This is a genomic window from Pseudomonas sp. NFACC25, assembly GCF_900100935.1.
Classification (GTDB): Bacteria; Pseudomonadota; Gammaproteobacteria; order Pseudomonadales; family Pseudomonadaceae; genus Aquipseudomonas; species Aquipseudomonas marginalis.
This window is the reverse complement of the sequence record NZ_FMUC01000018.1, coordinates 40,306-54,777: the sequence shown is the minus strand read 5'-3', so window position 1 is coordinate 54,777 and position 14,472 is coordinate 40,306. Positions and strand designations below refer to the sequence as shown.

The window sequence follows — 14,472 nt, the reverse complement described above, 5'->3', positions numbered from 1 at the left end:
TGCTTGCTCAATGGAGAGGTATTAAAGTGCCATTATCCGCTGTTATGGCCGCAGTTTCTAAATTTTGTTTAATCCGCTTGTCGCTTTGAGCGCTGCCAGCTCGGCCTTGACCTCGGCCAGTTCACTTTCCAGCTGCGCGACACGCTGCTGGGCCTTGACCTGGAGCGTGACGTCCTTTTGTACACCGACGAAATACGTCTGCTTGTCCGCGGCGTTGTAAACCGTTGAAAGGGACAGTTCGTTCCAGAAATGGCTGCCGTCCTTGCGGTAATTGCGCAGGGTTTCCCGGCAGGCACCGCCGTTCTCCAGCGCTTCACGGATGGCCATCAGGGCCGGCTGGTCACGGTCGCCGGATTGCAGGAAGCGGCAATCCTGATAGAGGATTTCGTCGAGGGTGTAGCCGGTCAGCCGTTCGAATGCAGGGTTCACGTAGATCAGCGGCTTGTCCTTGCCTTCTCTTTCAGCGACGACGATGCCGTCGTTGGAAGCGTTGATCACCATTTGCATCAGCTTGGCGTTAATCATTGAGCGGTCCATGGCTTGTGGTTGGAGTGGGCAGTTTAAGACATGCCTTGAATCTTGCACGGCGGGCGCCGAAATATTTGCGCCAGCTGCTAATATCCCAGGCTTTCGCTCAACTACAGGATCAGATTGATGAAAGTCGCCATCCTTTCCGGCTCGGTGTACGGCACGGCTGAAGAAGTCGCGCGCCACGCCGCCGACCTCCTCAACAAGGCCGGCTTTGAGGCCTGGCACAATCCCCGTGCGACCTTGGCGGATGTAATAGCCTTCAGTCCGCAAGCCTTTCTGGCGGTGACCTCCACCACCGGCATGGGCGAATTGCCCGACAACCTGCAACCCCTGTATTCAACCATTCGCGACCAACTGCCCGCCGCTTGGCGCGGCCTGCCCGGCGCAGTGATCGGCCTGGGCGATGCCAGCTACGGCGATACCTTCTGTGGCGGCGGCGAGCAAATGCGCGAGCTGTTCGGCGAGTTGGGTGTGCGTGAAGTGCTGCCGATGCTGCGCCTGGACGCCAGCGAAAGCGTCACCCCGGAAGCCGACGCCGAGCCATGGCTGGCCGAGCTGGTCACTGCACTGCGCGCTTGACCGGAAACTCGCGTAACAACGCCAGCCAGGCCTGGGCGGCTCTCGACAGGTAGGCGCCCTCACGCCAGATAAAGGCAATGTCCCAGCGCAGGTAGTCGGGCGCCTTCAACGTCAGGCGCACCACCCCAGGTCGCACCAGCCCACGGGCGACCACGCTGGGCAGCAGCACCACGCCTTGGCCGGCGGCCACCAAGGCGGCGAGGAAATCCGCTTGGCCGCTGCGGCCGATTTCCTTCGGGGTAAAACCCAACTGCTGACACGCCTGCATCAGGCGGTCGTTAAGCACAAAGCTGCGCTGGTACATCAGGAACGGTGTGTCCGCCAATTCCTCGAGGCGCACCTGGGCGTTGTCCGCCAGGGGATGGTCAATCGGCAGCAGTGCGTCCAGGGGTTCATCGCAAAAGGCTTGCCAGGCAAACGCCGGGTCATTGGGTTTCAAGCTGCCGCCCACTTCCAGCTCACCGCTCAGGATGGCCTGTTCGATATTGCGGCTACCGCCTTCCAGCAGTTGGATGGTGACGTTCGGGTAGCGCCGGCGGTACTCGGCAAACAACCCGGCGAACAGCGTGTCACCCGCCAGCAGCGGCAGGCCCAGGCGCAACTCGCCGCGGGTGAGCTGCTGCATATCGTCCAGCTCGCTCAGCAGTTCGGCTTGCAGGCGCAACATGGCTTCGGCGCGTTGCAGTACGACCTGGCCGGCGGCGGTCAGGCGGATCTGCGAGCCGATGCGGTCAAGCAGCGGTGTGCCAAGGCTTTGCTCCAGTTGCGCCACCTGTTTGCTGACGGCGGACTGGCTGATATGCAGGGTTTTCCCCGCCTGGGTAAAGCCCCCTCGGTGGATCACTTCGACAAAGCTGCGCAGCTGTTTGAATTCCATCGGCCTGATTCCAGTTTGGAATGGCTGGCAGTCTAACAATTCGCTGTGGGGATGAAAGGCCTCGCTCTAAAATGGGGGCCTGCGAGGACCCAAAGCCCATGAAACGTTTTCCCTTCAAACACCTTGGCCGTTTGCTGACTGAACTGGTCGTGCTGCTCGCGATTTATCTGCTGGGCACCCAGTTGGCGAGCTGGCTAGCTTGGCCCATTCCCGGTGGCGTGGTGGGCCTGGGCCTGTTGCTGGCAACGTTCGCCAGCGGCCTGGTCAAACCGGCGGCACTGCAATTGGGCGCCGGGGTGTTGATGGCCGAGATGCTGCTGTTCTTCATCCCGGCCCTGATGAGCCTGCTCGATTACGGTGGCCTGCTGCGCAACGATGGCTGGCGCATCCTGTTGGTGATCGGCTTGAGCACGCTGGCGGTGATGCTGGTCACGGCGTTTACGGTAGAAGCGGTGTGCCGCTGGAGGTTGCGCCATGAAGCTTGAGCTGATGCCGGTGTTCTGGCTCGCCTTGACCCTGGGCGCCTACGTATTCAGCCGCTGGCTCTACCGACGTACCGGGCGCTACCTGCTGTCGCCGCTGATCCTGGTGCCGGCACTGTTGCTGGCGGTGGCCGTGCCGATGCACACCGCCTATGCCGAATACGCCACCGACACCCACTGGCTGATGCTGGTGCTGGGCCCGGTGACTGTGGCGTTTGCCGTGCCGATCTGGCAGCAGCGCCGCTTGCTGGCGCGGCACTGGCCAGCGTTGTTGCTGGGCATGATGGCGGGCAGCGTGGCGTCGATCGCGACCTCGTTCGGCCTGGCAAAAGCCCTGGCGTTGGACAGCGCCGTGACGATGTCGCTGGTGCCGCGCTCGATCACCACACCGTTCGCCATGCCGGTGTCTTCCGACCTGGGTGGCGTGCCGGAGCTGACGGCGGTGTTCGTGATGTTCACCGGTGTGTTCGGCGCCATGCTCGGTGGTGTCTTGCTCAAATGGCTGCCGCTGCGGACACCCCTGGCACGTGGCGCATTGTTTGGCGTGGGCGCCCACGGTGCGGGTGTCAGCCGCGCCCATGAAGTGGGTGGCGAAGAGGGCTCGGTCGCCGGCCTGGTGATGGTGTTGACGGGGTTGCTCAACCTGTTTGCCGTGCCTTTTCTGGCGGCGCTTCTCTGACGCGCTTTAAACAAACTTCAACTATTCTCTGAACTGACCCGCTCGGTCATCAAGCTGGCTGCCAAGGCAACTCCGGCGGCCATGAGGTCTGACTAGACTGGCCCATCACACAAAAAAACAACAATAAGACAGTGCGCCAAGGAGGTCATCGCCGTGAGCCTAGCCCCCGTTCTATCGCCGCAGAATGTCAAAGACCAGGTCAGCGCTGCCGAATGGCAGACCCGCGTCGACCTGGCGGCCTGCTATCGCCTGGTGGCGCTGCATGGCTGGGATGACCTGATCTTTACCCATATCTCGGCCAAGGTGCCGGGCACCGATGATTTCCTGATCAACCCCTACGGGCTGATGTTCCACGAGATCACCGCGTCGAGCCTGGTCAAGGTCGACCTGGCCGGCAACAAACTGATGGACAGCCCCTACGACATCAATCCGGCGGGCTACACCATCCACAGTGCCATCCATGAAGTTCGCCATGATGTGACGTGCGTGCTGCACACCCACACGGCCGCGGGTGTGGCCGTCGCTGCGCAGAAGCAGGGCGTGTTGCCCATCAGCCAGCAATCGCTCTTCGTGCTGTCGAGCCTGGCCTACCACGCCTACGAAGGCGTGGCCTTGAACCACGAAGAAAAAGCCCGCCTGCAGGCCGACCTCGGGGATAGCAATTTCCTGATGCTGCACAACCATGGCCTGCTGACCTGCGGCAGTACCATTGCCGACACCTTTCTGATGATGTTCACCTTCCAGCGCGCCTGCGATATTCAGGTGCTGGCGCAGAGCGGCGGCGCCGAATTGATCGCCATCGGGCCGCAGATTCTTGCCGGTGCCAAGGCGATGGTGGCGGCTGTCACAAAGAGCGCCCAAGGCATGGGCGGCGCGCTGGCCTGGCCGGCCTTGCTGCGCAAATTGGACCTGCAAGACCCAGGGTATAACCGCTGATGCCACTCGCCGAAATCCCGCTCAGAGTCTGGCGCAAGCGTGGCCAGGATTTCGTCTTTCGCGGCCGTACCCTTCGCTATTGGGTGGCCGGGCAGGGCGAACCGCTGCTGCTGATCCATGGCTTCCCCACGGCCAGTTGGGACTGGCATTACCTATGGCAACCCCTGGCCCAGCGGCACCTGGTGATCGCCTGCGACATGCTCGGCTTCGGTGACTCGGCCAAGCCGCTGGACCACGATTACTGCCTGCTGGAACAGGCTGACTTGCAACAGGCCCTGCTCGAACACTTGCGGGTGGAACAGCCGGTGCATGTGTTGGCCCACGACTACGGTGATAGCGTCGCCCAGGAACTTTTGGCCCGGCACTACGAAGGCCGGTTTGAGATGGCCAGCTGTGTGTTCCTCAATGGCGGGTTGTTCCCCGAAACCCATCGCCTGGCGCTGGTGCAAAAACTCTTGCTCAGCCCCCTGGGCTGGATGATCGGCCGCGCCTTCGGGCGAAGTGCCCTGTCTGACAGCTTCGGCCAGATATTCGGCCCCGACACCCGCCCCAGTGAAAGTGCGCTGGATGATTTCTGGAGCCTGATCAATGCCAACGGCGGCACGCGCATCCTGCACAAACTGATCGCCTACGTCCCCCAGCGCCGTCGCCTGCGTGATCGCTGGGTCGGCGCGATGCAGCGCGGCGAAGTGCCGTTGCGGGTGATCGACGGCGAAGTGGACCCGATCTCCGGCGCGCATATGGTCGAGCGTTACCAGCAACTGGTGCCCGACGCCGACACGGTGTTGCTGGCCAATATCGGCCACTACCCGCAGATCGAGGCGCCGGTGCAGGTGCTCAGGCACTACCAGGCCTTTCGTGATCGGCTCGGGCAGCCGGCCTCGCAAGTGGCCTATTCCTGATCCCGAATCCTTTTCTGTAGGAGCGAGCTTGCTCGCGAAAATCGTCAACGATAACGTGGGAATCCTGACACCACGCGGCGCTCTGGGATTTTTCGCGAGCAAGCTCGCTCCTACAGAGAGACGAGTCATCATCCCCCAGCCTTATCGAGCACCATTCAGACTCCGCCGTATTTATTGTGACCGCAGGCGCGTTGCCGGACACTCGAACCATTCCCATTGTCGCCAGCGGAGTTTGGTATGAGTGAGTCAGTGCAGTTCCAGGATAAGGTCGTGATCGTCACCGGTGCCGGCGGCGGATTGGGCCGGGCCCATGCGCTGCTGTTCGCCAGGCACGGGGCCAAGGTCCTGGTCAACGACCTCGGCGGTTCTACCCAGGGCGAGGGCGCCAATGCCTCCGCCGCCGACCGGGTGGTCGCCGAGATTCGTGCTGCGGGCGGTGTCGCCGAGGCCAACCATGACTCTGTCACCGACGGTGACAAAATCGTCCAGAACGCCCTCGACGTTTTCGGTCGCGTCGACGTAGTGGTCAACAACGCCGGCATCCTGCGTGACAAAACCTTCCACAAAATGGACGACGCCGACTGGGACCTGGTTTACCGCGTGCATGTCGAAGGCGCCTACAAAGTCACCCGCGCCGCCTGGCCCCACCTGCGTGAGCAAGGCTACGGCCGGGTGATCTTCACCGCGTCCACCTCGGGCATCTACGGCAATTTCGGCCAGTCCAACTACGGCATGGCCAAGCTCGGGCTGTACGGCCTGACCCGCACCCTGGCCCTGGAAGGGCGCAAGAACAACATCCTGGTCAATGCGATTGCCCCTACCGGCGGTACGCGCATGACCGAAGGCCTGATCCCGCCGCAAGTGTTCGAGCGCCTCAAGCCGGAACTGGTCAGCCCGCTGGTGGTGTACCTGGGCAGCGAAGCGTGCCAGGAAACGTCCGGGCTGTTCGAGGTGGGTGGCGGCTGGATCGGCAAGACCCGCTGGGAACGCAGCCTGGGCGTAGGCTTCGACCCTGAAGCCGGGTTCTCCCCCGATGACGTGGCGGCGCATTGGGCGCAGATCTGCGACTTTGAAGGCGCAGCCCACCCCAACGACAACATCGAAGCGCTGAAGGAGATGATGGCGAACTTGCAGAAGTACAGCCTGTGATCGTTGCTTGAAAAAGCTTGAATCCCACGGGGCGCTGATGGCGCCCCGTTTTATTTCAGGCAAAAAAAAGCCGCTGCAAACGCAGCGGCTGAAGTCAGACGTTGGATCAAGGAGCGACAAATCAACGTCAGTGAACACAGGTAACAGATTGAAAACAGGCATCAATCCATTCAAGTCTGGCTGTTCTTCCCGAGGGGGAAGCGGGCTGTTTGCCCTGAAAGCCAGGCAAGAATAGTCGGTTGTTACAAAATGAGTAATCCCGATTCATGACAAGGACTGTTACTGAAAGCGCAACAGTTTCAGGGCAAGCCATCCATTCCCCTGATAGCCCGCCATCCACCCAATCCATGGGGCTGCCCGCACCCCGGCCAGAGCGGCTTGTCATCCTTTCGAGCGATAGAGCGAATCCCTCCTTGGTGCGCTTATCGCTCCTGATGCGCGGCAGTAGGGTGAGGCCTTCTGTCACTCACCGGGGAAGACGCATGACAAAAACAACAATGCGCGCCATCTTCACGCCACAGGCGCTGGCCGCTGCGGTTGCGTTGGGTTGCTGTGCCCAGGCACAGGCTGTTTCCTTCAACATCGGCGAGATCGAAGGGCAATTCGACTCCTCGCTGTCGGTCGGCTCGAGCTGGGGCATGCGCGATGCCGATAAAAAGCTCGTGGGCACCGTCAATGGTGGCACGGGCCAGGCTTCCACGGGGGATGACGGGCGTCTCAACTTCAAGAAGGGTGAGACCTTCTCCAAGATCTTCAAAGGCCTGCATGACCTGGAGCTGAAGTACGGCGACACCGGTGTGTTCGTGCGCGGCAAGTACTGGTACGACTTCGAACTCAAGGACGAAGACCGCGAGTTCAAGCAGATCAGCGACCACAACCGCAAGGAAGGCGCCAAGTCCAGCGGTGCGCAGATCCTCGATGCGTTCGTCTACCACAACTACTCCCTGGGCGACCTGCCGGGCACCGTGCGTGCCGGCAAGCAGGTGGTCAGTTGGGGCGAAAGTACCTTCATCGGCAACTCCATCAACAGCATCAACCCGATTGACGTGTCGGCGTTCCGTCGGCCCGGTGCCGAGATCAAGGAAGGGCTGATCCCGGTCAACATGTTGTTTGCGTCCCAGAGCCTGACCAACCAACTGACCGTGGAAGGCTTCTACCAGCTGGAGTGGGACCAGACGGTGCTGGATAACTGCGGCACCTTCTTTGGCAATGACGTGGCGGCGGATGGCTGCACCGGCAACTACACGGTGGGTAGTCCGGCGATTGCACCGCTCCAACCGATCGCAGCGGCTCGCGGCCAAGGCTTTGTGGTGACCCGCGAAGGTGTGGTGGTGCAGCGTGCCGGTGACCGCGATGCACGGGACTCCGGCCAATTCGGCGCAGCCTTGCGCTGGCTGGGCGATGACACGGAGTACGGCCTGTACTTCATGAACTACCACAGCCGCACCCCGACTGTGGGCACGATTACCGCCAACACCAATCTGGCGACCATCGGTGGTATCGCGGCGGCCGCTCCGGCGGGCTTCGGTTCGGCCCTGGCCCAGAGCACCATGCTTGGCCGTGGCCAGTACTACCTCGACTATCCGGAAGACATCCGCCTGTTCGGCGCCAGCTTCTCCACCACCTTGCCCACCGGCACGGCGTGGACCGGCGAGATCAGCTACCGCCCGAATGCACCGGTGCAGCTCAACACCACTGACTTGACCCTGGCCCTGATCAACCCGATTGCCGGCAATGCGGCATCGCCGATCCGTTCCTCCTTCGGCGCCGACAACAAGGGCTACCGCCGCAAGGAAATCACCCAGATCCAAAGTACCATGACCCAGTTCTTCGACCAGGTACTGGGCGCTGAACGCCTGACCCTGGTGGGCGAAGCGGCCGTGGTGCATGTGGCCGGCCTGGAGGATAAATCCAAGCTGCGTTACGGCCGCGACTCGGTGTACGGCGCCTATGGTTTCCAGGGTGACACCGACGGTTTCGTCACCTCCACCTCCTGGGGCTACCGCGCGCGGGCGATCCTCGACTACAACAATGCGATTGCCGGGGTGAACCTCAAGCCCAACCTGTCCTGGTCCCATGACGTGGCCGGCTACGGGCCCAACGGGATCTTCAATAAAGGCGCCAAGGCCATCAGCGTCGGCGTGGATGCGGACTATCGCAGCACCTACACCGCCAGCCTCAGCTACACCGACTTCTTTGGCGGCGACTACAACACTCTGACCGACCGCGACTTCCTCGCCCTCAGCTTCGGCGTGAACTTCTGATTTGGCTTAAAGAAGGACAAGAATCCATGCGTAAGACAATTGCAGTATTGGCCCTCAGCCTGTTGGCCTCCCACGTGATGGCGGCGGTGTCGCCGGAAGAGGCGGCCAAGCTGGGCACCACCCTGACACCGGTCGGCGCCGAAAAAGCCGGCAACGCCGATGGCTCGATCCCGGCTTGGACCGGCGGTATCCCGAAAAACGCCGGCGCGGTGGACAGCAAGGGCTTCCTCGCCGACCCGTTCGCCAATGAAAAACCGCTGTTCGTGATCACCGCCGCCACGGTGGACAAGTACAAGGACAAACTCTCCGACGGCCAGGTGGCGATGTTCAAGCGCTACCCCGAGACCTACAAGATCCCGGTGTACCCGAGCCACCGTACGGTCAACCTGCCACCGGACATCTACGAGTCGATCAAGCGCAGCGCGCTGAACGTCAAGACGATCAACGACGGCAACGGCCTGGAAAACTTCACCGGTAACCGTTACTACGCGTTCCCGATTCCCAAGAATGGCGTGGAAGTGCTGTGGAACCACATCACCCGCTACCACGGTGGCAACCTGCGCCGCATCATCACCCAGGCCACCCCGCAGACCAATGGCAGCTACACGCCGATCCGCTTCGAGGAGGAAGTGGCGGTGCCCCAGGCGATTCCCGATATCGACCAGGCCAAGGCGGCCAACGTGCTGAGCTATTTCAAGCAATCGGTGACCGCCCCGGCGCGCCTGGCGGGCAACGTGCTGCTGGTGCACGAGACCCTCGACCAGGTGAAGGAGCCGCGCCTGGCCTGGATCTACAACGCCGGCCAGCGCCGCGTGCGCCGCGCGCCGCAAGTGTCCTATGACGGCCCGGGCACCGCATCCGACGGCCTGCGCACCACCGACAACTTCGACATGTTCTCCGGCGCCCCCGACCGCTATGACTGGAAGCTGGTGGGCAAGAAAGAGATGTACATCCCCTACAACAGCTACAAGCTCGATTCGCCGTCGCTCAAGTACGACGACATCATCAAGGCCGGTCATATCAACCAGGACCTGACCCGTTACGAACTGCACCGCGTGTGGGAAGTGGTCGGCACGGTCAAGCCGAGCGAGCGGCACATCTACGCCAAGCGCCACATGTACATCGACGAAGACAGCTGGCAAGTCGCGCTGGTGGATCACTACGACGGTCGTGGCCAACTGTGGCGCGTCGCCGAAGGCCATGCGCAGTTCTACTACGACCACCAGGTGCCGGCCTACACCGTCGAGACTCTGTACGACATCATTGCCGGACGCTACATCGCACTGGGCATGAAGAACGAGGAGAAGAGCAGCTTCGTGTTCGGCTTTGCGGCCAAGGCAGCGGACTACACCCCGGCGGCGTTGAGGGCTGAAGGCGTGCGCTGATCCCAATATGAAATGCAATCAAATGTGGGAGGGGGCTTGCCCCCGATGGCGGTGTATCAGTCAACCAATCCAGTGACTGACAGTCCCTCATCGGGGGCAAGCCCCCTCCCACAGTGGGTTTTGTACACATGGGGTTCTGTGCATGGCCTTCAATCACCCCGCTGAATACTTCTTCAACAACCACCCGCCACAGGACTAGGGTAAGCATCAGGTTGCATAACAATAAAAAAGCAGGATGCAGCAATGACTGCCATGACACGCTGCCTGGACCGTCCTGGATTCATGCCCCGGCTGTCCGCTCACCATTTGCTGCGCCCACGCCTGGCCGAGCCGTTGCTGACGGACCAGGCCAGGGTCAAATTACTCTGCGCCCCCGGCGGCAGTGGCAAGAGCGCGCTGCTCGCCGAATGTGCGTTGCAGGCGCCTGCGGGTTGCCAGGTGTACTGGTTGCCCCTCAATGGCGCGGTGCTCAGCCCCCTCGATCTGTGCCTGCGGCTGGCGCAAAACCTGGGCCTGACGTTTACCGATGAAACCACCTTGCTGCTCGACCTCAGCCGCTGGCAGGCCTCGGCGTGGCTGTTCCTCGATGATTTTTGCCGCTTGCCCACGCCCGACACCGACGCCTTGCTCGACCGCCTGCTCACCGCCAGCAGCCCGGCCCTGACCTGGTGGCTGGGCGCACGGCGGCGACCGGCGTGCAACTGGCCGCGCCTGCTGCTCGACGATGAGTTGCTCGAATGTGGCGCCGAACTGGCCTTCAGCCCTGGGGAAATCCAGCAACTGCTCAGCCATGCCCCCGGGCATTCGGTCGACAGCGTGCAGCAGTTCAGCGCCGGTTGGTGCGCGGGCGTGCGCATCGCCCTGCTGGGGGATGGGCACCCCGACAAGACCTTGCTCGACTACCTGCAACACGAACTGTTCAGCACATTGCCGCCGGAGCTGGCGGAGGCCTGGCGCGTGCTGGCCCATCTGCCGCGCTTCAACGCCGGCCTGTGCGAGCACTTGTTCGGCGCGGGTGACGGTGACCAGTACCTGAGGGATCTGCAGGTGCTCGGCGCCTTTATCCAGCCGTGGGAAGACACCGACTGGCTGCAGGTTTTTCCGCCCCTGGCGCAGTTGATGCAAAACGAGCCCTGGCCGGCCAAACGCTCCTGGCATCGCCGCGCCTGCCAATGGTTCTGCGCCGAACAGGACTGGCAGGCCGCCTTCGAACAGGCGATGCTGGCCGAAGAATATGAAATGGCGGTGAGCCTGTTGCAGCATTTCAGTTTCGAGGACCTGTTCCGCCAGCAGAACGCCGTCTTGCTGTTGCACCTGCATGAGCAACATGGCGATGAGTTGATGCTCGGCTCGGCACAACTGGTGGGGCTGGTGACGGCGGCGTTGCTGTTTGCCGGGCGCTTCGAACAGGCGGCGGTGTGCATCGATCAACTGGCCCGGTTTGCCCCGCAACCGACGGCGGCGCAGCAGCGGTATTTGTTGGCGCGCTGGCAGGCGCAATGGGGCTGGCTGCTGCATCTTAGCGGCGATGCCGAGGGCTCGCGCCTGCATTTTCTGGAGGCGCTGCAGGCCTTGCCCGACAGCGCGTGGACCTCGCGGCTGATGTGCCTGTCGGGCCTGACCCAGCAAGCCTTGTTGCGCGGCGAACTGGACGTGGCCCAACGCCTGAACCGCGAAGCGCTGTGCCTGGCGCGCGCCCAGGGTTCGTTGCTGCTGGAGGCGCTGCTTGAACTGGATCACGCTCAACTGCTGGAACAGCGCGGGGCACCGTACCGGGCCCAGAGCCTGCTGGAAAATGTACAGGCCATGTTGCTTGAACAGCGGCTCAAGGCCGGCCCCTTGGTGGGGCGTATCGCCTTGCGACGCGGGCACTTGGCCTTGCGCCAGGGCCAGGACAGCCTGGCCGCCGAGTGTTTCGACACGGGCTTGAAGATGTGCCTGCACAGCCAGGACAAGCGCGTGCTCTACGGCTTTCTCGGCCTGGCGCTGTTGGCTGCCAACCGTGGCGATTACGCCCAGGCTTTTGTCCAGTTGCGTGAGGCTGAGCGGCTGATGCAGCAACGCCAGGTGCCGGACACGGTGTACCGCGCGGTGCTGCTGTTGGTCAGCGGGCACTTCTGGTTGCAGCAGGGGCGCGCCGAATTGACCGTGGAAGCGGTGCGCCGCGTGCTGCGTCACTTCCGTGGGCCCCAGGCCAAACAAGCACCGCCGGCCACCCTGGAACTGATCCCGCGTCTTGAATACCTGTTGGTGCTGGCGGAGGTGAAGCTGGGCTGCGCCGAGCAACCGCTGGAACGGCTCCACGCGTTGCTGCAAGCCACCCATCAGCGCGGCATGCTGTGCCTGGAAATCGAACTGCACCTGGTGCTGGGCGAAGTCGCCTGGCAGTTGGGTGATCCGGCCCTGGCGCGCCGCTCGCTGCAAGCCGGCCTGGAGCTGGCGGCGCGTTGCCAGGTGCAGCAAGCGATTCGCGAATTGCGTCTGCGCGCGCCGGGACTGCTGAGTGAGCTGGGCCTGGAGCCTCAGGCATCAACCCCGGGCACGGTGGAAAGCCCCTTGAGCCAGCGCGAACTGGAAGTGCTGCAACTGATCGCCCTCGGCAGTTCCAACCTGGAGATTGCCGACCGCCTGTTTATCTCCCTGCACACCGTCAAGACCCACGCACGGCGCATTCACAGCAAGCTCGGTGTAGAGCGGCGCACCCAGGCGGTGGCCAAGGCCAAGACCTTGGGCCTGATGGTTTAGATGAACGCCTGACGGTATTCGCCGGGCGTCGCGCCCATGGCCTGGCGGAAGCGATGGGTAAAGTGGCTGGCGCTGGAAAAACCGCACAGCAAGGCAATCTCGCCCAACGGCAGGGCGCCGCCACGCAGCAGGTTTTGCGCGCGGGTCAGCCGGCGCGCCAGCAGGTACTGATGGGGCGGCAGGCCGAAGCTTTGGCGAAACATCCGGGCGAAATGGTACTCCGACAGCGCGCACAACCCAGCCAGTTGCCCAAGGCTGATGGGGTCTTCCAGGTGCTGGTCGATGTAGTCCACCAGCAACCGTCGTTGGTAGGCGGCCAGCCCGCCTTTCAACCGCAGGCCTTCGCGGGCGCCCACCTGGCTGAGCAGGGTGTGGCTGAGCATTTCATGGGCGAGGCTGCTGGTGAGCAGGCGTTCGGCGGGTTCGTCCCAGTTGAGGGCGATCAACTGGTGGAAGCGTCGGGCCAGGCGCTGGTCTTCCAGGAAGGTACTTTCCCGCAGTTCCAGCGCGCGCGGTTCGCGATCAAGCAGGGTAACGCAGCCCAGGGCAAATTGTTCCGGGCTGAAATACACGTGGGCCAGGCGGATTTCACCGTTGATCACCCAGGCCGATTGGTGCTCGGCAGGCAGGATGCACAGCTTGTCGGGGCCGCCCTTGGTGCCCGGCCGGTCGCGCCGAAACGTGCCGGTGCCGCCACCGACATAGCAGGACAAGGTGTGATGGCTGGGCGCCTGGTAGTCCTGGGAATCGTGATGGTTGCTCCACAAGGCCGCGGACAAGCCGTCACCGAGCTCGGCGCAGGCTTCCAGGCGTGCGTTGGGCGAGCGGTTAAGGGCTTGGAAGACTTGCAGGGATTCCAGGTCTGGCATGGTGTGTGTTCTCCGACGCCTTGCATCCTACTCCGCGAGGCTGGCGCTGTGATCCCATCGCCCGACAAAAGCGCAAGATTGTGCAAGAGCCTTGCCCGGGTTGAAGGCGACACTGTGGCTCAATCGATGGAGCCCGCTATGAACCTTTCCCTGTATCTACTTACCGTGCTGATCTGGGGCACCACCTGGATCGCCCTCAAATGGCAGCTTGGCGTGGTGGCGATTCCCGTGTCCATCGTCTACCGCTTCGGCCTGGCGGCCCTGGTGTTGTTTGCGTTGCTGCTGGTCAGTCGCAAGTTGCAGGTGATGAACCGGCGCGGGCACCTCATCTGCCTGGCCCAGGGGTTGTGCCTGTTTTGTGTCAACTTCATGTGCTTTCTCACGGCCAGCCAATGGATCCCCAGCGGCCTGGTGGCGGTGGTGTTTTCCACGGCCACGCTGTGGAATGCGCTGAACGCCCGGGTGTTTTTCGGCCAGCGGGTGGCACGCAATGTGTTGATGGGCGGTAGCCTGGGCTTGGCCGGCTTGGGCCTGCTGTTCTGGCCGGAACTGGTGGGGCATACCGCCAGCCCGCAGACCTTGCTGGGGTTGGGGTTGGCGTTGCTGGGGACGATGTGTTTCTCGGCGGGCAATATGCTCTCGAGCCTGCAGCAGAAGGCCGGTCTGAGGCCGCTGACCACGAATGCCTGGGGCATGTTGTATGGTTCGTTGATGCTGGCGACCTACTGCGTGGTGCGCGGTATTCCGTTTGAGATGGACTGGAGCGCACGGTACATCGGTGCGTTGTGGTACCTGGTGATTCCGGGGTCGGTGATCGGTTTTACCGCTTACCTGACGTTGGTCGGGCGCATGGGGCCGGAGCGTGCGGCGTATTGCACGGTGCTGTTCCCGGTGGTGGCGCTGAATGTGTCGGCGTTTGCCGAAGGCTACCAGTGGACCGCGCCGGCGTTGGCGGGGTTGGTACTGGTGATGCTGGGGAATGTGTTGGTGTTTCGTAAGCCCAAGGTGGCTCAGCCGGTGAATCCGATCCTTCAGGCAAAGCAGGTCTAGTGTGGGAGGGGGCAAGCTCCCTCC

The 14,472-nt window shown here is 62.7% G+C and carries 13 protein-coding genes and 1 pseudogene; 11 read left to right on the top strand and 3 right to left on the bottom strand.

All coding sequences use genetic code 11. From position 1 onward, the window contains the following. Positions 1-57: 57 nt before the first annotated feature. On the bottom strand, positions 58-525 hold the full coding sequence (locus tag BLQ09_RS27755) for a PAS domain-containing protein (protein WP_027607638.1): 468 nt from the start codon (positions 523-525) through the stop codon (positions 58-60). A 129-nt stretch (positions 526-654) separates the two neighbouring features. On the opposite strand from BLQ09_RS27755, the gene BLQ09_RS27750 reads away from it, so the two are divergent. After that, the gene (locus BLQ09_RS27750; protein WP_065925982.1) at positions 655-1,110 is read left to right on the top strand and encodes a flavodoxin; all 456 of its coding nucleotides are present in this window, start codon (positions 655-657) and stop codon (positions 1,108-1,110) included. On the opposite strand, the gene BLQ09_RS27745 is transcribed toward BLQ09_RS27750, so the two are convergent. Then, positions 1,091-1,987 carry a LysR family transcriptional regulator gene (locus BLQ09_RS27745; protein ID WP_092359303.1) on the bottom strand — a complete coding sequence of 299 codons (897 nt, stop codon included), beginning with the start codon at positions 1,985-1,987 and terminating at the stop codon, positions 1,091-1,093. The two genes, BLQ09_RS27750 and BLQ09_RS27745, sit on opposite strands and share 20 nt — an antisense overlap. A gap of 98 nt (positions 1,988-2,085) precedes the next feature. Here BLQ09_RS27745 and BLQ09_RS27740 point away from each other — a divergent pair, with 98 nt between their 5' ends. The 9 genes and pseudogenes from BLQ09_RS27740 to BLQ09_RS27700 all read left to right on the top strand — a co-directional run bounded on the left by BLQ09_RS27740 (position 2,086) and on the right by BLQ09_RS27700 (position 12,529). After that, positions 2,086-2,472, top strand: coding sequence for a CidA/LrgA family protein (locus tag BLQ09_RS27740; protein ID WP_027607635.1), 387 nt, complete (start codon positions 2,086-2,088; stop codon positions 2,470-2,472). After that, positions 2,462-3,148: an LrgB family protein gene (locus BLQ09_RS27735; protein WP_065939017.1), complete on the top strand. Its 687-nt coding sequence runs from the start codon at positions 2,462-2,464 to the stop codon at positions 3,146-3,148. The genes BLQ09_RS27740 and BLQ09_RS27735 overlap by 11 nt, the downstream gene beginning before the upstream one ends. 153 nt (positions 3,149-3,301) lie before the next feature. Beyond that, positions 3,302-4,084 carry a class II aldolase/adducin family protein gene (locus BLQ09_RS27730; RefSeq protein ID WP_027607633.1) on the top strand — a complete coding sequence of 261 codons (783 nt, stop codon included), beginning with the start codon at positions 3,302-3,304 and terminating at the stop codon, positions 4,082-4,084. After that, positions 4,084-4,986 (top strand): alpha/beta fold hydrolase, encoded by a 903-nt coding sequence (locus tag BLQ09_RS27725; RefSeq protein WP_027607632.1) that lies wholly within the window; start codon positions 4,084-4,086, stop codon positions 4,984-4,986. The genes BLQ09_RS27730 and BLQ09_RS27725 overlap by 1 nt, the downstream gene beginning before the upstream one ends. Positions 4,987-5,014: 28 nt before the next feature. Then, positions 5,015-5,128, top strand: a pseudogene (locus tag BLQ09_RS32060) (outer membrane lipoprotein carrier protein LolA); the annotation flags it as partial. Between the two features lie 95 nt (positions 5,129-5,223). Continuing rightward, positions 5,224-6,135 carry an SDR family oxidoreductase gene (locus BLQ09_RS27715; protein WP_092359299.1) on the top strand — a complete coding sequence of 304 codons (912 nt, stop codon included), beginning with the start codon at positions 5,224-5,226 and terminating at the stop codon, positions 6,133-6,135. Between the two features lie 482 nt (positions 6,136-6,617). Beyond that, complete coding sequence (locus BLQ09_RS27710; protein WP_081744486.1) at positions 6,618-8,399, top strand: DUF1302 domain-containing protein; 1,782 nt, start codon at positions 6,618-6,620, stop codon at positions 8,397-8,399. A gap of 26 nt (positions 8,400-8,425) precedes the next feature. Then, on the top strand, positions 8,426-9,784 hold the full coding sequence (locus BLQ09_RS27705) for a DUF1329 domain-containing protein (RefSeq protein WP_027607629.1): 1,359 nt from the start codon (positions 8,426-8,428) through the stop codon (positions 9,782-9,784). 243 nt (positions 9,785-10,027) lie between these two features. After that, positions 10,028-12,529 (top strand): LuxR C-terminal-related transcriptional regulator, encoded by a 2,502-nt coding sequence (locus tag BLQ09_RS27700; RefSeq protein ID WP_092359296.1) that lies wholly within the window; start codon positions 10,028-10,030, stop codon positions 12,527-12,529. On the opposite strand, the gene BLQ09_RS27695 is transcribed toward BLQ09_RS27700, so the two are convergent. Continuing rightward, entirely contained in the window at positions 12,526-13,398 is an 873-nt protein-coding gene (locus tag BLQ09_RS27695; protein ID WP_027607627.1) for a helix-turn-helix domain-containing protein, read from the bottom strand. The two genes, BLQ09_RS27700 and BLQ09_RS27695, sit on opposite strands and share 4 nt — an antisense overlap. Before the next feature lie 138 nt (positions 13,399-13,536). Between BLQ09_RS27695 and BLQ09_RS27690 the strand changes: the two genes are divergently transcribed. Further along, complete coding sequence (locus tag BLQ09_RS27690; protein WP_027607626.1) at positions 13,537-14,448, top strand: DMT family transporter; 912 nt, start codon at positions 13,537-13,539, stop codon at positions 14,446-14,448. The last annotated feature ends 24 nt before the right edge of the window (positions 14,449-14,472 follow it).